General features: G+C 33.7%; 20 protein-coding genes and 1 pseudogene. 6 read left to right on the top strand and 15 right to left on the bottom strand.

Going from position 1 to position 20,399, the window contains the following annotated elements; translation table 11 throughout:
- Positions 1–16 precede the first annotated feature (16 nt).
- Complete coding sequence (locus tag EP747_RS01470; protein WP_129688205.1) at positions 17–400, top strand: VOC family protein; 384 nt, start codon at positions 17–19, stop codon at positions 398–400.
- A 78-nt stretch (positions 401–478) separates the two neighbouring features.
- On the opposite strand, the gene EP747_RS01465 is transcribed toward EP747_RS01470, so the two are convergent.
- The 8 genes from EP747_RS01465 to EP747_RS01430 all read right to left on the bottom strand — a co-directional run bounded on the left by EP747_RS01465 (position 479) and on the right by EP747_RS01430 (position 6,606).
- Positions 479–1,006 carry a DinB family protein gene (locus EP747_RS01465; RefSeq protein WP_129688204.1) on the bottom strand — a complete coding sequence of 176 codons (528 nt, stop codon included), beginning with the start codon at positions 1,004–1,006 and terminating at the stop codon, positions 479–481.
- Between the two features lie 276 nt (positions 1,007–1,282).
- Positions 1,283–2,749: a response regulator transcription factor gene (locus EP747_RS01460; protein ID WP_129688203.1), complete on the bottom strand. Its 1,467-nt coding sequence runs from the start codon at positions 2,747–2,749 to the stop codon at positions 1,283–1,285.
- Between the two features lie 181 nt (positions 2,750–2,930).
- Positions 2,931–3,875, bottom strand: coding sequence for an aldo/keto reductase (locus EP747_RS01455; protein WP_268895573.1), 945 nt, complete (start codon positions 3,873–3,875; stop codon positions 2,931–2,933).
- Positions 3,876–3,962: 87 nt separating this feature from the next.
- Positions 3,963–4,469: a protease inhibitor I9 family protein gene (locus EP747_RS01450; protein ID WP_235832722.1), complete on the bottom strand. Its 507-nt coding sequence runs from the start codon at positions 4,467–4,469 to the stop codon at positions 3,963–3,965.
- A 128-nt stretch (positions 4,470–4,597) separates the two neighbouring features.
- Positions 4,598–4,828, bottom strand: a complete 231-nt coding sequence (locus EP747_RS01445; protein WP_129688201.1) for a hypothetical protein — start codon at positions 4,826–4,828, stop codon at positions 4,598–4,600.
- 408 nt (positions 4,829–5,236) lie between these two features.
- Positions 5,237–5,419, bottom strand: coding sequence for a hypothetical protein (locus EP747_RS01440; RefSeq protein WP_129688200.1), 183 nt, complete (start codon positions 5,417–5,419; stop codon positions 5,237–5,239).
- 115 nt (positions 5,420–5,534) lie between these two features.
- Entirely contained in the window at positions 5,535–5,954 is a 420-nt protein-coding gene (locus EP747_RS01435; RefSeq protein WP_129688199.1) for a toxin-antitoxin system TumE family protein, read from the bottom strand.
- The gene (locus EP747_RS01430; protein WP_129688198.1) at positions 5,938–6,606 is read right to left on the bottom strand and encodes a packaged DNA stabilization protein; all 669 of its coding nucleotides are present in this window, start codon (positions 6,604–6,606) and stop codon (positions 5,938–5,940) included. Before EP747_RS01430 ends, EP747_RS01435 begins: the two co-directional genes overlap by 17 nt.
- 474 nt (positions 6,607–7,080) lie before the next feature.
- Here EP747_RS01430 and EP747_RS01425 point away from each other — a divergent pair, with 474 nt between their 5' ends.
- The 5 genes from EP747_RS01425 to EP747_RS01405 all read left to right on the top strand — a co-directional run bounded on the left by EP747_RS01425 (position 7,081) and on the right by EP747_RS01405 (position 12,885).
- Positions 7,081–8,511: a spore germination protein gene (locus tag EP747_RS01425; protein WP_129688197.1), complete on the top strand. Its 1,431-nt coding sequence runs from the start codon at positions 7,081–7,083 to the stop codon at positions 8,509–8,511.
- Position 8,512: 1 nt separating this feature from the next.
- Positions 8,513–9,595, top strand: a complete 1,083-nt coding sequence (locus EP747_RS01420; protein ID WP_129688196.1) for a GerAB/ArcD/ProY family transporter — start codon at positions 8,513–8,515, stop codon at positions 9,593–9,595.
- Positions 9,592–9,987: a spore germination protein gene (locus tag EP747_RS01415; RefSeq protein WP_129688195.1), complete on the top strand. Its 396-nt coding sequence runs from the start codon at positions 9,592–9,594 to the stop codon at positions 9,985–9,987. Before EP747_RS01420 ends, EP747_RS01415 begins: the two co-directional genes overlap by 4 nt.
- Positions 9,965–10,717 carry a Ger(x)C family spore germination C-terminal domain-containing protein gene (locus tag EP747_RS01410; protein WP_129688194.1) on the top strand — a complete coding sequence of 251 codons (753 nt, stop codon included), beginning with the start codon at positions 9,965–9,967 and terminating at the stop codon, positions 10,715–10,717. Before EP747_RS01415 ends, EP747_RS01410 begins: the two co-directional genes overlap by 23 nt.
- A gap of 491 nt (positions 10,718–11,208) precedes the next feature.
- Positions 11,209–12,885 carry a M4 family metallopeptidase gene (locus EP747_RS01405; RefSeq protein WP_129688193.1) on the top strand — a complete coding sequence of 559 codons (1,677 nt, stop codon included), beginning with the start codon at positions 11,209–11,211 and terminating at the stop codon, positions 12,883–12,885.
- A gap of 182 nt (positions 12,886–13,067) precedes the next feature.
- Here the strand turns inward: EP747_RS01405 and EP747_RS01400 are convergent, their stop codons facing one another.
- The 7 genes and pseudogenes from EP747_RS01400 to EP747_RS01370 all read right to left on the bottom strand — a co-directional run bounded on the left by EP747_RS01400 (position 13,068) and on the right by EP747_RS01370 (position 20,383).
- Positions 13,068–13,634: an alpha/beta hydrolase gene (locus tag EP747_RS01400; RefSeq protein WP_165346768.1), complete on the bottom strand. Its 567-nt coding sequence runs from the start codon at positions 13,632–13,634 to the stop codon at positions 13,068–13,070.
- A complete protein-coding gene (locus tag EP747_RS01395; RefSeq protein ID WP_129688191.1) occupies positions 13,615–14,064 on the bottom strand; it encodes an alpha/beta hydrolase in 450 nt (149 codons plus the stop codon). Before EP747_RS01395 ends, EP747_RS01400 begins: the two co-directional genes overlap by 20 nt.
- 154 nt (positions 14,065–14,218) lie before the next feature.
- Complete coding sequence (locus EP747_RS01390) at positions 14,219–14,989, bottom strand: Cof-type HAD-IIB family hydrolase (protein ID WP_129688190.1); 771 nt, start codon at positions 14,987–14,989, stop codon at positions 14,219–14,221.
- Between the two features lie 47 nt (positions 14,990–15,036).
- Positions 15,037–15,984, bottom strand: a complete 948-nt coding sequence (locus EP747_RS01385) for a LacI family DNA-binding transcriptional regulator (protein ID WP_129688189.1) — start codon at positions 15,982–15,984, stop codon at positions 15,037–15,039.
- Positions 15,985–16,494: 510 nt separating this feature from the next.
- Positions 16,495–18,213, bottom strand: a complete 1,719-nt coding sequence (locus EP747_RS01380) for an alpha-keto acid decarboxylase family protein (RefSeq protein WP_129688188.1) — start codon at positions 18,211–18,213, stop codon at positions 16,495–16,497.
- A gap of 203 nt (positions 18,214–18,416) precedes the next feature.
- Positions 18,417–18,536: pseudogene (locus EP747_RS01375) on the bottom strand (MerR family DNA-binding transcriptional regulator); the annotation flags it as partial.
- A gap of 188 nt (positions 18,537–18,724) precedes the next feature.
- The gene (locus EP747_RS01370; RefSeq protein ID WP_129688187.1) at positions 18,725–20,383 is read right to left on the bottom strand and encodes an FAD-binding dehydrogenase; all 1,659 of its coding nucleotides are present in this window, start codon (positions 20,381–20,383) and stop codon (positions 18,725–18,727) included.
- Between the last annotated feature and the right edge of the window lie 16 nt (positions 20,384–20,399).

The following is a 20,399-nucleotide window of genomic DNA, read 5'->3' as shown; positions in this document are numbered from 1 at the left end:
GAAAGGTGGAATCGTCATGAAATCAACTGTTTCTCCAATTGTTAATAAAGTTAACTATGTTTTTATCCATGTTAAGGATCTAAAAAAATCAGTTAATTGGTATTGTAAACTCCTTGGTATTACGTTCGATAGTAGCCAGATTAAATCCCCAGTTTTCAACATCCCAGTAACAGGTACTACTGGACTTACATTAGATGACCATACTTTTGATCCTAATTTTAAGTTCGAACCTTCAAAAAATGTGTTATTTAATTTCTACACTGAAGATATAGACGCTGCTTATAACTTTATGAAAAAAAATAATATTACAATCGTAAAAGAAATTGAACGCATTGGTGAATTTGCATATTTTAACTTTGAAGATTTGGATGGGAATGTATTAATGATCTGTACTAGTTAATATGAGAGAATAGTCGAGGAAAATCTAAATTATAAGCCTGTATCATCGATTTATATAATTCGATGATACAGGCTATTTTTAAGCATTTTTAAATAATTTACGGATCATTCTGATTTGTCCACGGTGATTGATTTCGTCCTCAAATACATGAAACCATTTAAAGTAATTTGTAGCTTTTGCTCTACCAAACTCTGTCTGCTCATACAACCACTCATCTGAAAGTGTATTAAATTTTGCATAAGTTTCTTCTCGAACCGAGTTTAAAAGATTAATATAATAGTCTGCATCATTACCTTTAATTGTCTTTCTAGCATGATCATCTAAATCTAAACCAGGTAACCATTTCTCTTCTTCTTCTGAATTTAAATCTCGATTTTCAAATGTATTAAGTTGATACCAATACTCAACTCCTGCCATATGGGTTAACAACATCCCAATTGTATTACCTGTTGGGGTGTGCAAATAATCTAACTCCTCCACTGTAATATCTTTAATAGCTTCCAAAGTTGTATATCTTACATAATTCATCATAGAAATTAATGTATTAAAATCTCCTTTTACGCCATCTTGTTCTCCAACTAATAGTAATTTGTTCCATTCGTACATAGTTGCAACCCCTTTCATTTTTTTCTACATAAAATTTAATTTTATAATAATTAATTAATTAATAGAAAAAAGTTAATTATGATACATCAGCATGAAGACGATGCTTTTTACAGCAATTACACTAAAAATTGGTAGTTTCACTAATTTTTACCGCCTATTCTCTGTTATTTATCGATCTTAATTTTATTACGGTTACAATATACTAATATGACAAAAAAAGACTACTATAGCAATAGCAGTCAATTTGGGGAATATTAAAGTGCTTTAAACTACTTCCTACAATCCAGATCGATAAACTAAAGGAGTACACCCCTCAAGCTGTTTAAACTTTGCATTAAAATATGATTGGTGAGAATAGCCAATTAATCTTGAAATTTCATCTAGTGGTAAGTCTGTTTCATCTAATAATCGTTTTGCTTCTCTAATTCGCACTTCATGAAGCGTCTCTCTAAACGAATGATTTGATTCGGCTGCAAAGCGACGGCTAAGTGTACTTTTATTAATCCGTAGTGCATCAGCGCAATCCGTTAAGCTCCATCCGGCATCCCAATAATTCGATTCAATTAACTCCCTTGTTTTCTCAACTAATGTACGATGGCCTTCTTGGGAAGAATCATATCCTTGTAGCAATAAACTTGTTGTAAAATCAAGCAATTCTTGAACAATTTGATAGATGATCGGTCCATGTACAATTTTTTGGAAAATATCATAATAGGTACCTTCCCATGATGCATTCTGAAGATTATTTGATTTCATATATCTTCTTATTTGTGCAAGTACACTCGTTAATCGGATTCGAACAATTTCTGGATCTGGGTAAGGCTGCTGAAAGGTTAAAAATTCTTGTTCCATCCAGTCTCGAATCGCTTTTGCATCTCTTCTTTCTAGCATTTCAATCCAGTGACGTTGCTCTAGAGGTGTAAGGAATGGATCCTTCTCTTGATATGGCATTGGTTCGTTTTCTGCCAAAATAATATCATAACCTTCAAAGAAGATTCTCCGTGTTAACTGAAGTGTTTGTTCGAAAATATCTTTTAATGTTTCTTCCTCGGCTCCGAATTTCATTACGATTGCAAGAGGCTCATCCATCATTTCTTTCCAACGAGCAAGAAATGCATTATATTCGTCCTGCAATAACACTTCATCAACTTCATGGACACATAAAATAAAGTCAGATCCTACGAATAAACGATTTTTCCCGGTAAAGGGATTTCGTTCTAATGCTTTATAGACAAGAGGAAGTGTCCCTGAATTTGGTGTCAAAAATGCAACCATCGTAATCGGACCATCATACATTCGTTCATTCAAAAAAAGGTCAGGATAATCTATATTAAATGAGCTTATTTCTTCATTAATGTTTCTAGTAAAGTATCGTTCTTTATTACGAATTTGATAGCGTAATTGTTGAATATGCTTAATTAAATCAGTAGGAGAAAATGGGCGAAACAATACATCCTCCGCTCGATATTGTAATGCTAGATAGGCAGTTTGAAAAATTCGCTCGGATGAAATACCTAACCAACGAATTGAAAATTTTTGGATTAAATCACCAAATCTTTCACTCTCATTTTTCCAATGGTCCATATCAAATATTACAAGGTCGGGCTGCTGCTTTTGAATAGCCTTTTCAAATTCTCCCATCGTTTCCCAAGAAACAAGGTTAATACCAGTAAAGTGCGATTCCACGACCCACCGAATTCCTGAAGCTTCTAACTCATCTTTTGCAACTAAATGAATTTCCATCGTGTTGTTTCACCTTCACTTCTAGCTTTTTTATATCATAATAGCAAATTTATTTTGTTTTTGTAGACTAAAAACGCTTAATAACCAAATTTTAATAAAAGAATCACTGAATAGTTTTTGGAGTTTTATACAAAAAAATAGACTATACAAAAGTAATAGTCTAAAAAAGAGAATAATATTTTTAAAAAAACCACTTTTTACGCGGGACAGCATAATATTCCCCGGCGACAAACTCTTGTGGTACAGCTTTTTCAATTCGTCCTAGATCCTCGGCACTCAAATTTAGATTAGTCACACCCAATGTTTCTTTAAGCTGAGTTCTTTTTCTAGCTCCTACTAAAGGAATTACGTTTTCATGTTTGGAGAGTACCCAACCAATAGCAAGATTAGAAACAGGTACTTGTTTCTCAAGTGCAATTTCTCGCAAAGCTTCTACGAGCATTAAATTCCTTCCAAGATTTTCGTTCGTAAATCTTGGAGCCTTCATTCTCTTATCATTTGGACTTAATATTCGCTCTTTAGTCCAAGACCCACTCAATAATCCTCTTGAGAGTACTCCGTATGCTGATAATGTTATTCCCAATTCTTGTAAAGTCGGTAAAATTTCTAGCTCGATTTCTCGATTAAATAGTGAGTATTCAGACTGTACCCAACTTAGCGGATGAGTCGCGTGTGCACGACGGATTGTTTTAGCTCCTACTTCAGAAAGACCAACATGTCGTACATAGCCTTCCTTAATTAAATCACTAATTGCTCCAATCGTTTCTTCAACCGGTATTTTTGGATCGATCCTGGCTGGTTGATATAAATCAATATATTCTACACCGAGACGTTGCAAAGTATATTTAAGAAAATCTCTAATAGCCTCAGGTTTATTATCTTCTACTCCATATTTGTCATCCGGTGAGCGATGTATACCATCGAATTTTACTGATATAAACATATTTTCTCTACGAAACCCTTGAAGAGCTTCTCTAATTAACGATTCATTATGACCATCACCGTAAAAATCTCCTGTATCAAGAAGTGTAATTCCACTTTCAAGTGCTTCTTGAATTGTCGCTATACTCTCCTTACGATCTACTTCCCCGTAGAGCCAAGACATTCCCATACACCCAAGACCTATCTCAGAAACGAATGGACCATTTTGACCAATTACTCTTTTTTTAATAAATCTCCCTCCAAGTCCTTTTTTTCTCTACCTTGTTTTGATTTACTTTTGATTATACGGTGTAACAGGAGGCATAATATGTACTTTTTTATTTGGATAGATTCTTGCAATCACTGTTGATTGTGATAATCGTTTAATATCCTTCCCAGGTATTTCCATCGATACGCCATTCAGTGCAGTCTTATAAACATGCCTAATCTTATACGGTACATGTTGATCCTCTAGCAGAGTTTTTAATTCTTCTTGAAATTTTGCATGACTTTCTTCTACTTGCTTAGTCGCTTCTTCCAAAGTAAGTTGTTTTCCCGCTGCCTCTGCTTCCTTTACGGCTACCACAGCAGGCTTCGTTTTAAATTCAATAATAATCGAAGTCATTTGATTAGTTGAAAAATCAATTGATGGATCTACATAAAAAGAAGGGTTCATTGTAATCTTCGCCACCTTTGTCTCATCTGAATTTTTAGTTGTATTAAGTGTATTTCCATTACATCCGGTCATGATAAAAATCATTAAAATAAATAAAATACTTCCTCTATAAAAATTCTTCAAATTTACTCTCATCCCCTTCAAGAACTGTTTAATAAAAAAAGACAATCTATCAGGATTTTATCCTTTAGAGTGTCCTTTCAAACATTATTTTGCATAGATAAACAAAGTATTGAAGTAATGTACATTTGTTACATCCTATAATGATCATTCAAAAATTCAATATGATAATTAATAGTCCTTAAATATTGCTTTGTTGTATCTTTGGAAAGACTTTTAATCCTCTTTAGCATATGAACACTTAAAACTTTTTCATTGTTATAAATTCTATATTTTTTTAAAGTTGAAAGTCTATGATTATATTGACTCGCTTTTACTTCATTTAGTTTTTTTACATTTATTAGATAATCTGTAAAGTTCATAATTGCCCCTCCTACTTGTATAGAACAACGATTTTTAGTAAAAAGAACTAGTCCTATTATTAAAACCTACTTAGGACTAGTTCTTTGTATCATTCTATTTAGCATGTTTACTAATTATACCTCTAAAGTTTTATTTATTTGATCCTTCAAGATTCATTGGTACTATGAGAAAAAAGTAAAGTACAATGCACTAAAGGCCGCGACAGCAACTACTTTAGGAAGTGCACCTGAATATCCGATTGTGTTGGCTAACTCTATCTGTTCCTAATCATTTACGCTTGAGACATACTTACTTATTTTAATTAGATAAATTTCGGTATTTTTTACTTAAAACTAAAATTAAATTTCATAAATTTTTAGGACAAAACAAAAGACCTTATCTATATGGATAGGTCTTTGGAAAATACTTTAATTTATTTGATTCATCGTCACAGAAAAGATATAGCTTTGATATTTATCGCAGCCTTCATACCTAAATCTCTTTCCGTCTTTTTTAAATTCTCTACCATCTTCTTGAAAACCTAAATCGTGTAAAACGTCTTTAATTGAACCATTTTCGTAATCTTTTCCGACTTGGAATTCGATACTCAAATTAATCACCCTTTTACTAGCTTTTTCTATTTATTTTGGTAATTTTAGGGTGATCTTATACTCGGTATGAATGATCACTTAATTTAACTCTATATTATTTTTCAAACAAATCTTTTTATTCCTTAATAAAAACGTATTTTAAATGCCTTCCATTAACGATATTGATTAAAATATCATCAATTGTTCTTAATTGTTTTGGTAGTGGCAGTCTTTTGGATGCGGCTAAATCCATTTCATTCACTTTGACGTGCATACGAAAAGGCTCAGTTTCAGTTTGGTATTTTGAATCATAGTGTGGTTCAGAATGATACTTGATAATAATATTTCCGTTAGCATCATAATAATCATATTGAAAAAATTCAATAATTCCTAATTTGATAAATTCACGACATTTTAACCGAGAGTAATCATCTAATATTACTACTTTTTCTACAAAACCAGGTTCAGAGTTCAGTGAACCTCTTATTTCTAGAATAATATCATCATAATCTCTTTCGATACGAGCCCAGCTAGTCGGTTTATAACCCGTACTCATCTTGCAACCTCTTTATAAAATACCTCCAAACAGAAGCATCTGATTCTTCCATTGATGTCATTTCTGAAAGTGGCTTTGATCCTAATGTTTCTCGATATGGACCCTTATATTTAATTTCAAAAGCTGCGTTTTGGTTTATCAAGAATACTTTTTCATCATTGGCCATATTATTCGATTCTGGATTGTCTTTTACCCATTCATCCACAATTTCTTGAACTGGATAGACTTTACCAGTCCTTGATTTCCAAAGAGTATTTCCTTTTATCCTAGCTTGTTCGTTTGTTTCTTTTCTCTTATAGCCAATAAATCGTCCGTCATTAATCCAGTTATTTATAGTAGTAATACTTACACCAAAATAAGTAGATAATTGTCCTGTAGTATATTCACTTACGGACTCATCTTGATTTGAAGCTACATCTGCTAATAAATTTAATATTTCTCGGTAATAAGTTTTTAACAACTCTGAGTCAGATAAAATTTGTTCACTAAGCTTACTATACTGCAGCTTGTTTCCTTCTCTTTTATCCAAATAGTTTACCAGCACTTTAAAAAACAAAATCTTATCTTCATCGTCCAAAAAAATATGATTGGTTAAGGATTCGATACTTTTCCCTACAAATTTATTTTTTTCATATGTAGTAAACAAAATCATCACCTCTTACCTCCATCTTATAATTAACTGCAACTAAACTGCAAGTTTTATACACAAAACTACAACTTATTATCTAAATAATACAATTAGTAATAGTACTTTCCTGTATTACTTATATATAAACTGAAACTAATTAAAAAGATTATAACAAAAGTATTTAATTGAAGTTTGTAGTTTATTGTAAGCTTGTAAATTCTATTTTTGTCGAAATTCAATCTATTTTTAGCCTTCAAAACTACTGCCTTCTCTTTTTAGATTGTTATTTTTTTAAACAGTAATTAGTTTGAAATACGAACAAAATATGTACTTTGTTTTAAAAATTACTTATTTTTCCTCATAAACACTCCATGTTAGCTTCAATATGTTGAAATAGCTATGGTTTATTACTATAAACTTCCAAATTAGAATAGTATCCACGTATAAAGTGCACATTAAGACTAGTAAAAAATGTAAATTGGAAAGAGGTGAGAAACATTGAATAAAACATCAAAACCATCATTCGTTATTCATCAGGAAGGCGACTTAGATTCGAATATTCAATTATTACTTACATTGTTTCCAACCTCAGATTTAGTAATAAAAAAGGTGTTATTTAGTGAGAAAAAAGGTGTCATCGTATATTTTAATAGCTTAGTAAATGAGGATAAAATAGATCAGTTTACGACGAATATTCTCGAATATAAAGATGGATTATTTCAATTTCTTTATAACCATACAACAGCAACAAAGAAAATTGAGGATATAGAACAATCAATCCTCGAAGGGAAATGTGTGTGTTTAATCGACGGAGAACCAAATGCATTTCTTTACTCAGTTGCAGATTATCCGAAGCGGGCCTATTCTCCACCAAGTATCGATAATTCAATCAAAGGTTCAAGAATTTCATTTGTCGAGACGGTACAAGCCAATTTGTCTTTACTTCGTCGCTATATTCAAAGTAAAGATTTACTTTTCAAAGAAACTAAAATAGGAAAAGAAAATAAAACCAATGTAACGCTAGCTTACTTAGAAGGTGTTGCTAAACCTGAGATAGTTGAAGAGATCGAGTCAAAGCTTAATGCTATTACGATTGACTCTTTACTCAACGCTAATCAATTAGCTCACATTTTGGAAAAATACCCTTTTTCTCTCTTTCCACAAATTGTCACAACTGAACGACCTGATCTTGCATCACAGTCTATTGAAAAAGGAAAAGTTGTAATTTTGTTAGACCGTTCATCAGAAGTCGTTATTATGCCTGGATCTTTTGTTTCTTTTTTTAAAAGTATTGATGACTCATCTACAAGACCTGTCATCGCATTTTTTAATATATTTTTACGTACAATCGCTCTATTCATTACTCTGTATTTACCTGGGTTATATATTTCTGTTGTCTCGTTTAATTATGATGTTGTCCCATTAAAATTAATTATATCAATCGGTGAATCACGGGCAAAAGTTCCCTTCGATCCGCTTGTTGAAGCAGTTATTATGGAGTTAACACTTGAAATGTTGAGGGAGGCAGCTATACGCCTTCCAACTCCAATTAGTACAACCGTAGGAGTTGTAGGTGGGATTGTTATTGGTCAAGCTGCAGTTTCCGCTGGTATCGTAAGCAACATTATGGTAATTGTCGTAGCTCTAACTGCCATTTCTTCTTTTATTATTCCAAATTACGACATGGCTTCAAGTTTACGTATATTACGATTTCCCATTATGATAATGGCTTCAATTTTCGGGATTATAGGAATTATTGCGAGTACTATGATTATCATTGCCCACGGTTTAAAATTATCTAGCTATAATGAATCTTATAGTCAGCCATTTTCTCCTTTAAACTTAAAAAAATTAAAACAAAAATATCAAAATAGTGCTCTATCCATTCTTTGGAATCATCATATAACGAGTCAAAAGAAGAGGAAATGATATGAGACAAATTTCACCTAAAATTACATATGTTCAATTTGTATTATTAATATTTGGTGTACAAGTTGGAATCGGTGTCATTTCTTTGCCAAGAATATTAGAAGATAAAGCTGGAACGAGTGGTTGGGTTTCTCTTTTGTTTGGAGGATTACTTTCTTTTCTAATTAGTGTTGCAATTGTGAAACTAAGGGAAAAAGATCCTTCTTGTTCATTTAACATGTATTTTACACATTGCTTTGGCAAAGTGCTTGGGACATTTTTTTCACTGTTCTTTACCCTTTACTGTCTTGGAACCGGCTTCGCAATTATATTACGTTCCATTTTATTTATTCAATCTTACATTCTACCTGATGCTTCCCTTTTTATTTTGTTAGTATTGTTTTTAATTCCAACTTATCAATTCGTGACAGGTGGTATTCAAGTGCTTGGAAAGTATATTGAAATTATTTTTCCAATCATTATCTTTATGTTAATTATGCTACTCTTCACATTAAAACAAAGTAATATTCATTTTATTTTACCTTTAATAAAGGATGGATGGTTACCGATTTTTAAAGCCATTCCTACTACCACTAGTTCCTTTTTAGGAATTGAAATAATCTTTATTATTTATCCATATTTAGATCAAAAAGAAAAAGCTTTAAAAGGCGTTTTAGTTGCAAATAGTCTAACAACATTTGTTTATGTATACGTGTCAATTATCTGTTTTGTTATTTATAGTCCTGATGAAATCGGCGTAATCTTTGAACCAGTTTTAGATATTTTAAGCGTGATTGAATTCCAATATGTTGAAAGGTTAGATTTCATTCTTTTTTCATTGTTTCTAATAGTCATTTCTAAAACATGGATTATGTACTTATGGATTGGTGTAACAAATTTAGCAGAAATGTTTCGGCTTAAACGAGTTGATTATTTATTTATCGGATTTTCCTGTGTTTTTCTATTTCTTACAAGCTTTTTCATACCAACATTCAAGCAAAATGATCAACAAATACAATTTCTAACTATGTATGGCGTAATCGTCATTTTTATTTTATTAGTTTTCATTTGGTTTCGCTCAATTGGAAATAAGGTGATAAGATGAAAAGTTTAAAAATTGCTACCATTAGTTTTTTTATTATAATTCTTTTATCAGGCTGTAAAAAAACAATCAATATTGAAGATATTACAATGGGATTAGTATTGGGAATTGACACAAATAATCCAAAACAAAAAAAGCTCCAAGTTTTCATGTCTAGTCCCGTTTTCAGTGAAGAGGCAAAAGAAAAAAATGAACAAAGTATGGTTGATGCTTCAACCATTCGAGAAGCTCGTACTTTATTTGATTCGAAGCTAAGCGGTGTTACAACTGCAGGAAAGTTACAAACTTTATTAGTCGGTAGTAAATTAGCTGAACAAAAGAACTGGGCGTCTCTCTTAGATTTTTTATATCGAGAACCGAAACTACGGCAAAATGCAGATCTTGTTTTTTTTTGATGGCAATATTTCTGAGCTACTCGAACTAAAAGAAGAAGATAAACCAAGATTATCAATTTTTATTCCGCAACTAATAGAAACAGCTGATTTTCGAAATGTAACGCTTCGTACATCGATTAGAACGTTTCATCTAATGACATATGAAAAAGGAGTGACACCCTATTTACCTAAAATGTCGATCAATAATGAAGAACTTGAAGTTAGCGGAATTGTCTTATTAGACAAAAATTTTTCCGTTAAACAAATACTCTCTATAAAAGAAACGCAGTTATTTAGCCTGCTTCAAGGAAAATTAAAAGGTCAATTAGGTTTGACAGCTTCTATAAAAGGAATAAAAGATAATAACCAATTGTTTAACATTCAAACATCTAGCTATTCTATAAGAAATATTAAAAGAAAAGTAGACTGTAAATTCAATCATAACCAATTCGATTTTGAAATTTCTTTAAAAGTCCCTGTAACGATTTCACAATCACCGATTAAATTAGATAACAAAACAGTCGGCCTATTAAGAAAAGAAATCGAATCATCTTTAGAGAAGGAACTAAATGGCTTAGTCCATAAATTTCAAACGAACGAAATCGATCCATTAGGTTTAGGAATTTTAGCGAGTTCTTACCAACATGAACATTGGAAAAAGGTAAAATCCAACTGGCCCAAAGATTTTAAAAACTCAAAAATACATGTGAAAGCAAAAGTAATAATTGTCGATAAAGGATTATCAATGTAAGGGTTAAGAGAAAAAAGTAGGCCAAGAATTAAGAACAGTATTTAAGAAAGGGCAGGTTCTAGGTCACTCCTGCCTTTCTTACTCCATAGTTTCTCCCATTGTAATTCATATCTTTTGCATTGAAGACTTTGTCGAAGTTAAAATTTCCTGAAGTTTGTGCGTACCTCTTATTTTAAAACGATATAAATGATTTACTAAAATAATATATTCATTACTTTTCCTCTCATTAATCTCCAGTTATTTGAGTTAAAATTAACCAAAAACATAAATATTCTTAATAAAATTCGATTGTTTATTTACCATTTTTTAACTAAAATTAATACTTTTTAACTATTTCAAAAATTCTAAATCTATTTTTCTTCGATATTTCTGCTTATTTTTTCTTCACAAAATGCAAAAATTGCCGAATTTTGTAGTTTGATAAACTAGTTTTTTAGATGATACGATGAATTCCTCAATACCACATTGTTAACCAAGGGGAGGAATTTTTAATGAACAAAAAAGTTTTAGCGGTTGGATTATCTGTAGGTTTGGCGGCAAGTAGTTTATCAGTAACTAATACATATGCTGCACCAAAAAATGTATTGTCTAAATACAAGTACAACAAATCGGTGGGATCACCTGAGTTCGTTTCAGGACAGCTGACAAAACCATCAGCTAAGAGTGCAAAGAGCGTTGTATATTCTTATGTAAATGCTAACAAGGATAAGTTCAAACTCGGTTCGAAGTCTTCAGAAGAATCATTCACAGTTCAGTCAAGCAAAAAAGATACTTATGGTACCGCACTTCATCTACAACAAGTTTATAACGGTGTTCCTGTATGGGGATCAACTCAAACGGCAGTAGTTGGAGATAATGGTGTTCTATCAGTTTTCTCTGGTACTGTAATTCCAAACTTAGAAACTAAAAAAGGGTTAAAATCTACTAAAAAAGTTAACGCTAATAAATCTATCAAAATCGCAGAAGCAGACCTCGGATATACTCCTAACTATGAAAAAGACCCTACAGCTCAACTAGTAGTTTATACAAATGGTGATGATGCAACGTATGCTTATCTAGTAAACTTAAACTTCCTATCTCCAAAACCTGGAAACTATAATTATTTCATTGAAGCTTCAACAGGAAAAATTTTAAATAAATACAATAGTATTGATACAATGGACAGTATCCATGCTGCTAGTAAATCTGTTGGAGCATCAGTTGCTAAACCAACAGTTACTGGTACAAATGTTACTGCAACAGGAAAAGGTGTACTTGGTGATACAAAAACAATAAATATGACTCAATCTGGTTCAACATATTATTTACAAGACAATACTAGAGGAAACGGTATTTTCACATATAATGGGGCTAATCGTACTACTCTTCCTGGTACGCTTTGGACAAGCTCTGACACACTACTAAATAGCACAAGTGAAGCTGCAGCAGTTGATGCTCATTATTATGCTGGAAAAACATTTGACTATTATAAAACTGTTTTTGGACGTAATTCATATGATGGTAATGGTGCTGCTTTAAAATCAACTGTCCATTATAGCCGTAGTTATAACAACGCATTTTGGAACGGTTCTCAAATGGTTTATGGTGATGGTGATGGATCAACATTCACTTACTTATCAGGTGGACTTGACGTAGTAGCGCATGAGCTAACTCACGCTGTTACAGAAAGAAGTTCGAACTTAATTTATCAAAATGAATCTGGTGCATTAAACGAAGCTATTTCGGATATTTTTGGAACTGTTATTGAGTTCTATAATAATAACAATCCAGATTACGAGATTGGTGAGGATATCTACACACCAGGTATTGCTGGTGACTCACTTCGTTCAATGAGTGATCCAACTAAATATGGTGATCCAGATCACTACTCAAAACGTTACACTGGAACTTCTGATAATGGAGGCGTTCATACAAATAGCAGTATTATCAATAAAGCTGCTTACTTAATTGCAGTAGGTGGAACACATTACGGTGTATCTGTAACAGGCATCGGTAATGATAAACTAGCTAAAATTTTCTATCGAGCAAATACAGTTTACTTAACTTCTTCAGCAACATTTAGTCAAGCTCGTGCAGCACTTGTACAATCTGCTGCTGACCTATATGGTGCAAGTTCTGCTGAAGTAACAACTGTTAATAATGCATTTGATGCAGTTGGTGTAAAATAAAATTACATTGCCTCATAAGTATAAGTACTTATGAGGCTTTTCTTTGTGATTTTAATGGAAGCAGCAACCCCCTCGTTCTTCCTAGTTGATAATGATCCTAGAAATACACAGAACATAAAAAAAAGAGACTTAAAAAAATTAAAATCTCTTTTACTTTAAACTTTATAAATTCCATCGCTTATTTATTGAGAAACTTTCGTACCATTCAAGAAGTTGAGTAATTCATTAAATGTATTTTGAGCAGCCTTCGTATTCATCTGGAACTGGTATTCATGACCTAATTTCCCTTCTGATTTACTATAAAAGACTTGTTTAACACCTGTTCTTTTTTCTAGTATTGTTGCAAATTTTTTACCTTGTGATTCAAAGGAACCTGTATTTCCGTCAGTTATAAATGTTGAAACAAATTTTTCTGGTACGTTTCTTAAGAGGGATGATTCCTTTGTCATCTTTTCATCTTCCCACTTGTATTTTCCAAAATAGGCCCAACCAACACGCTTAAATACAAATTTATTCAACCTTGATGAAGCGTGTGTCTGAACTTCTTTCATATCATAAGGACCACAAAAAAGAATCGCACCACGAATTGTATTTGGATCGATACTTTGACCTAATTTAGCTGTATTTGAATAGTTTTTATTCATTTGAATACTGACGTATTGAGCCGTAAGCTGAGCTCCAGCTGAATCTCCAGCTATATATATATTATTTAAATCCAGTCCATATTTACTAGCATTTTTTTTTGACAAATCGGTATGCTTGATCAATTTGTTGTAAAGGTATTGGATAAGCAACACTCGGAGATAAAGGGTAATTTATATTCACTACATTATACCCATGACTCGCTATATATGTAGCATATTTCCGAACATCATTTTTATCTCCCGCTACAAAAGCACCACCATGTATCCAAAAAATGGTGGGGACATATTTCAAGTCACCTTTATATTTAATCAAATCAAACGTACTGCTTTTATATTTTGATGAATACTCAATATCAGTATCCATTGTTGTTTTTTGTTTTGCTATACCATAATTAGCTGCCTCTACTTCCATACCACCGGCAAAAGACTTTTTCAAAATCCACGTTACAGGTCTTGGGGATAGAAATATCGATCCAATACCAACTATGATCATTAAAAGTAAACATATTCCAATTACTTTAAAAGTGCGCTTCATATTTGTCCTCCAGATAAAGAGCTAACTGAAGCTTATTATTCGATTATCCAAAATTATCATACATTAAGACATTATAAATTTGAGTATTATCAATATTAAAGTCGAGTTCACAAAGTGGTCCCTATTTTCAACGTTGATTTAATTCTTTCAAGTATTAGATTAATAACATTTTCTTAAGAGCATTATAAATTCCATGTTCATTGCAACTATCTGTGATTAGATTGGCTTTCTCTTTAACCGCAGTTTCAGCATTTCCCATTGCAACGCCAATTCCTGAAAGTTCCATTAGTTCTATGTCATTCATTCCATCTCCGAAAAAGACGATATCTTCTTGCTTAAATCCGTTTTCTTTAGCAATTTTCAATATAGTTTTTGCTTTCGAACCTTCTTTAGGGATGACATCTGAGCCAAATTGGTGCCAACTCACATATCGGAATTCGTTGATATCATATTTGTGAAGATCTTCAGTCTTGCAAAAAAGCATAGCTTGAATAATGGAATTTTCTTTCCAATACATTTCATCATAGTCAGGGATAATCAATCCTAGACTTTCATAGGCATTAGTTAATGACTCTCCTGGTTCTTCAAAATGTCTTTTTACCCCTTTCAATGTCTGGAACACAATCTGGTCATTGTTTTCCATCGCAATTTTAATTAGTTTCATAATAGATTCTTTTGAAAATATTTCCTCATGAGCTATTTCATGAAGGACATACCCTACTGACCCATTGCATAAAACATACGTATCAATTTCGAGTTCGTCGACAATGGATATTGCAGAAGTGTAGTCTCTTCCTGTCGCGATTACGATTTCATGTCCATTTTCTTTAAGAGAAGCCAAAGCTTGTTTCGTACTATCTAAAAACTTCATTTCTGTCGTTAGTAATGTACCATCAATGTCAAAAACAATAAATTTTTTACTCATTTTCTTTCCCCACATTTTTCTCTATTTTTTTTATCTTTGATTATGCTTTAAATAGAATCTCTTTCCACAATGCGATAAGATATTTTTACTTTTTCTCTAGATTTCTTTATTACAAGGCTACAAGCCTGTTCACCGACTTTCGTTAATTGGTGATCCACTGTAGAAATTCCCATGCCGATACCAATTGGTTGATTTTCTTGACCAATGATTGCTAAATCAGTAGGGATTTTCAATTGTTGCGACTTTGCGTATAAATACATTCCACCAGCCACTTCATCCCCATTTGCATAGATAGCGGTTGGCTTTTTTTGTAAATGCAGGAATTTCTTTGCTGCTTCATATCCGTCTTCTAAGCAATGACATTCTGATAGATGGTATTCAGGTTGAAGTTCACCAAATATTTCAGTATAAGCATCAATCATTTGATTCGTGCTATTGCTTTCTAGCCTAGCAGTTGTGAAGGCTACCACATCATGCCCTTTGTTTTTTAATAGTTGGAAGGTATCTAGATACGAAGAATAGCGGTCCATATAGGAACAGCCAATTTCCTTGTGTTGTGTATATTCACAAGCAACGATTGAACCATATTCGCTAAACGGAATAATTGTTTCCCAATCATTTGCTCGTGAAGTGATAATGATGCCATCATACAGCTTGCTTTTTAATTTTTGCAAATACTCCACTTCTTTTTCTTTACTATAATTTGAAGGAAGTACCGTTATCAAAAAATCTTTCTCTAATGCCTTGTTCAGTATACCGTTTAATATTTGATCAAATGCTGGATTGTTGTTATATGGAAGAATAACACCTATTGCCCTTGTTTCTCCTCGTATTAAATCAATTGCATTTTTATTAGGTGTGTAGTTCATTTCTTCAATGACTTTAAGAACAGCCTCTCGTTTATCACTAGCAACATATTTATAATTATTAAGTACTCTAGAAACAGTAGAGACGGATACACCTGCTAATCTTGCAATATCGTTAATATTTGTCATCTTACACCTCCAACCTAGATTAAAATTTTCAAGGAATTTTACCCATTTACATTAAAATTTCTTAAAAACCGTTTATAGAGTAAAGTTTGCTTCCACTGCATGGCCATCTTATCGTAATCCTGTGTTCTCCTACAAAGAGTTCAATATCTTTCTTTTCCCCTTCAAACCAAAAAGATTTTTCCATATTTAATAGTTTATTGTATCTTTTATAAGTTAAAAACAAATCTTTAAAGATTTCCAACAATGGATGTTCATCGTGTTGAAAATAATTTTTTTAGTTCATCTTTTTCACATTTCGTTGAAAGTCCGCTTACTTTCAATCTAATTTATGAAATGGATTTCAAGTCAAGAGAAAAATCAAAATAAATTTCTACATGCTACAATTAGCAGAATAAGGTTTTCTTCACTCGGTATGTTGAACAAATGGTAATAAGAAATATAGAGCAATGACAATCAAAAAAAGTTGGGATCATCGTTTTAATTGATTCCAACTTTTTTTGTTTATACTGACTATTTTTGGCTGCGTTGCTTTGCCTGTTTCTCCAAATACTTGTACATCTTTTTCATATTTTCTGGTGCGTCCAATGGGTCTTCGGAAATCATTTCGATAATACAGAGTCTTTCGGAACATTCAATATCAGCTTGGTTTATTGCCTGTTCAAGCTCTCCATAGGTACGAACAATAGCAGTAAACGCATTGCCTCCAAAGGCTTCAGCTAATTTAGTGTAAGACCACCTAGGAATTTTGTTGTATTTTTGATTTTTGGTTTTAACATTTAAATATTTTTCGATGGTATAACCATCATTGTTTAAGACGAAAATTATTGGTTTACAGCCATAATAGAGCATAGAGCTGATTTCTTGTGCAGTTAGCTGTAGTGAGCCATCTCCGGTAAACAGCAACACCCGACGTTCTGGGGCTGCGATACAGGCACCGAACGTCGAGGGGGTTGCATATCCGATGGACCCCCAACCTCCTTGTCCAATATATGTAACATTACTAGGCAGTTTCACCTCTGCCATGCCATTGTAGAGTGTACCAATCTCGACGATCAAAATGTCGTTCTTTTCCAGCATACGTTGAAAAAGTGGATAATAGCCGACCGCCTTAATTGGTTCATCAGTACTTTCAATGTATTGATTGTATGGAAATGAAACTTGTTTGAGCAATTCTTGGCCTTTATAATCCACACTTTGTACTGCTTGAAGCATGTCCGTAGCAAAAACGTTCGGATATACCGCCTCAGCAATCTTGACTAGGTCATATTGGATATTGATGGTCACCATTGAATTCAGTTTTGCGGTAAAATTCGCTGTGTTGGTGTCCGCCAATACCAAGCCAATTGCAATGATACAGTCTGCATTTTCTACCGTACTTTGGACTTCAGAACATCCAAACGAGCCTAAGTACATTCCGATATAATTAGGATGGGTTTCATCGAATGCCCCTTTACCGAACATCATGGACGCAACAGGAATATTCATAGCATCTGCCAGTTGGAGAACTGCAGCCTGAAGGCCAAAACGTATGGTTTTTACATCCACTAGGATAACCGGCCGCTTTGCACCTTCTAGCAGCTGACGGACATGATCTGCCGCAGCCCGAAGAGATTTTAAGTTTGACGTTTTTAGTTGTGGTATTGGCTCTATCCGCTCCATAATCGGCTGATCCACTAAATCATCAGCCACAACGAGGTAAACAGGCTGTTTCTTTTCTTTTGCAATGCGAATAGCAGCTGGAATTTCAATCATGGCGTTTTCAGGTGTGAGTACCGCACTATAAGCAGTTATCTGTTTATACATATTACGAAATCTATTAAAATCCCCATCCATTAGAGTGTGGTGCATCAGCTTGTGCTCTTTTTGATCTTTTTCTTTCGGCGAACCAACAATGTGGATTATCGGAACGTGTTCACTATAGGCTCCAGCTATCGGATTACATGCATTCAACTCCCCAACTCCAAACGTAGTAATAAGAGCAGAAATCCCCTTGATTCTTGCGTAACCATCTGAAGCATAACCCGCGTTTAGTTCGTTCCGTCCTTCTATAAACTGGATTCCGTTATATCGCTCCAACGTATCAAGTAGTGAAAAATTATAGTCCCCTGCGACGCCGAAAATTTCTGTAATGCCCTCTAGCTTCAAGCAATCAAACAAAAACTGCCCAACTGTTTTTTGGGCCATTCCAGCATGTGTATCGAAACCGACTGAATTCTTCATTTTATCCATTACACACTCACTCCTTTTCCAAAGTCTATAGCTTGTTCAATTTTCCAGTACCCTTTTTATTCGTACCCTTTCATTGAACAGGCTATACTGTTGTTTGGAATAAGGAATAATGTAAAGCCAATACAAAGCAACAAAAGGACAAATTCGAATTAACGAATTTGCCCATTTTTTATTTTCATCAATTATACTGTTGAAATAGATGGTCTTCTACCTGCTTTATCACGCTCAATCAATGGTAATAATCCTTTTTTTTCATTATAACGTAACGTTGATTCAGAAATATTGAACTTTGCTGCAGCTTCACTAATTGAGCAATATTTCATTGGAATACCCCCAAAATATATCATTTATTGCCGACAAAAATATAATACGACTTAAACTATGGTTTAAGTCAACAATAGAAAAAAAATAAGGAAAAACAAGAAGCCTAATTAAACCTCTTGCTTTTCCCTACCTTAATCAATGTATCATTATTACTATTTGAGTTAATGACCGAGAGTTCTCCAATAGTTTAATCTAATTCTCTACTAATCGCTCTTCCTGCTTGTCTACCCGAAAATAAACAACCACCTAAAAATGTTCCTTCCATTGCACGATAACCGTGTACACCGCCGCCTCCGAATCCAGCAACTTCACCTGCTGCATATAGTCCAGGAATTGCATCACCCGAAGAATTTAATACATTACCATCTAAATTTGTTTGAAGTCCACCAAGTGTTTTACGACTTACAATATTTAAACGAACAGCAATTAACGGACCGTTTTTTGGGTCTAAAATTTTATGAGGAGATGCAACACGAATTAATTTATCACCAATATAATTTCGCGCTCCTCTTAAGGCAGTGATTTGTAAATCTTTCGTAAATTTATTATCCATCTCTCGATCACGGGCGATCAGTTGACGTTCGATTTTATCATAGTTTAGTAAATTTTCCCCGGTTATCTTATTCATGCCTTCAACAAGCTCTTCTAACGTGTCTGCAACGACAAAGTCCTCTCCTTTTTCCATAAAAGCTTTTACAGGTGCTGGTATTCCTGAAGTTGCCCTTTTCATCACTTGTTTTATGCTTTTTCCAGTTAAATCAGGATTTTGTTCCGATCCAGAAAGTGCAAACTCTTTTTGAATAATTTTTTTCGTTAAAATAAACCAAGAGTAATCATAACCAGTTTGTTGAATGGCTTGTAATGTACCTAAAGTATCAAAACCAGGAAAATTTGGTGCAGAAAAGCGTTGTCCACGTGCATCTAACCAAATTGATGAAGGTCCAGGAAGAATACGGATTCCATGATTGCTCCATACCGGATTCCAATTTTTTATCCCTTCAGTATAGTGCCACATTCGATCACGATTAACAATTCGACCACCGGCATTTTCAGTAATGGCAAGCATTCGACCATCAACATGTGCTGGTACTCCAGATATCATCCTTTTCGGCGGGGTACCTAGTCGACTTGGCCAATTTTGGCGTATTAAATCAAAGTTCGCTCCAATACCTCCACTTGATACTAAAACAGCCTTTGCCCCATATTGAAAGTCACCAATTACTTCACGAGAGCTATCCTCTCCTCGCTCTGATTTACTTGGTTCTAATAAAGAACCACTTACTCCAACTACAGCTCCATCTTGTGTTAATAGTTGATCTACACGATGACGGGACCTGAATTCAACTAAACCTTTTTTCATATGCTCGCGAACTCTCCGCTCGAAAGGAGCAACAATTCCAGGACCTGTACCCCATACTACGTGAAATCGAGGCACTGAATTCCCATGTCCTTCGGCAAGATAACCTCCACGTTCAGCCCAACCGACGATTGGAAAAAATCTCACCCCCATGTCATAAAGCCATTGCCTCTTCTCGCCTGATGCAAACTCGACATATGCTTCTGCCCATTTCTTTCCCCAATAATCCTCATCATCTTCTCGATCAAATCCTGCTGTTCCAAGCCAATCCTGCCAAGCTAATTCCCTCGAATCCTTAATTCCTAACCTACGTTGCTCAGGAGAATCTACTAAAAATAACCCACCAAATGACCACCAAGCCTGACCACCTATTGATGCTTTTGGTTCCTGGTCTAATAACAATACACTTTTCCCAGCATCAGCCATCTCAGCAGTTGCAACTAAACCAGCCAATCCTGCTCCAACAACAATCACATCGAACTTCTCCATCTAACTTCTCCCTCCT

It is taken from the genome of Gottfriedia acidiceleris (genome assembly GCF_004138285.1).
Classification (GTDB): Bacteria; Bacillota; Bacilli; order Bacillales; family Bacillaceae_G; genus Gottfriedia; species Gottfriedia acidiceleris_A.
The sequence above is the reverse complement of the archived record's forward strand: the minus strand, read 5'-3'. Positions and strand labels throughout refer to the sequence as shown.

Bases quoted from the DNA above. Each gene is read 5' to 3' on its own strand.
- EP747_RS01470 (WP_129688205.1), top strand. From the start codon at position 17: ATGAAATCAACTGTTTCTCCAATTGTTAATAAAGTTAACTATGTTTTT.
- EP747_RS01465 (WP_129688204.1), bottom strand. From the start codon at position 1,006: ATGTACGAATGGAACAAATTACTATTAGTTGGAGAACAAGATGGCGTA.
- EP747_RS01460 (WP_129688203.1), bottom strand. From the start codon at position 2,749: ATGGAAATTCATTTAGTTGCAAAAGATGAGTTAGAAGCTTCAGGAATT.
- EP747_RS01445 (WP_129688201.1), bottom strand. From the start codon at position 4,828: ATGAACTTTACAGATTATCTAATAAATGTAAAAAAACTAAATGAAGTA.
- EP747_RS01435 (WP_129688199.1), bottom strand. From the start codon at position 5,954: ATGAGTACGGGTTATAAACCGACTAGCTGGGCTCGTATCGAAAGAGAT.
- EP747_RS01430 (WP_129688198.1), bottom strand. From the start codon at position 6,606: ATGATTTTGTTTACTACATATGAAAAAAATAAATTTGTAGGGAAAAGT.
- EP747_RS01420 (WP_129688196.1), top strand. From the start codon at position 8,513: ATGAGACAAATTTCACCTAAAATTACATATGTTCAATTTGTATTATTA.
- EP747_RS01415 (WP_129688195.1), top strand. From the start codon at position 9,592: ATGAAAAGTTTAAAAATTGCTACCATTAGTTTTTTTATTATAATTCTT.
- EP747_RS01410 (WP_129688194.1), top strand. From the start codon at position 9,965: ATGCAGATCTTGTTTTTTTTTGATGGCAATATTTCTGAGCTACTCGAA.
- EP747_RS01405 (WP_129688193.1), top strand. From the start codon at position 11,209: ATGAACAAAAAAGTTTTAGCGGTTGGATTATCTGTAGGTTTGGCGGCA.
- EP747_RS01395 (WP_129688191.1), bottom strand. From the start codon at position 14,064: ATGAAGCGCACTTTTAAAGTAATTGGAATATGTTTACTTTTAATGATC.
- EP747_RS01390 (WP_129688190.1), bottom strand. From the start codon at position 14,989: ATGAGTAAAAAATTTATTGTTTTTGACATTGATGGTACATTACTAACG.
- EP747_RS01385 (WP_129688189.1), bottom strand. From the start codon at position 15,984: ATGACAAATATTAACGATATTGCAAGATTAGCAGGTGTATCCGTCTCT.
- EP747_RS01380 (WP_129688188.1), bottom strand. From the start codon at position 18,213: ATGGATAAAATGAAGAATTCAGTCGGTTTCGATACACATGCTGGAATG.
- EP747_RS01370 (WP_129688187.1), bottom strand. From the start codon at position 20,383: ATGGAGAAGTTCGATGTGATTGTTGTTGGAGCAGGATTGGCTGGTTTA.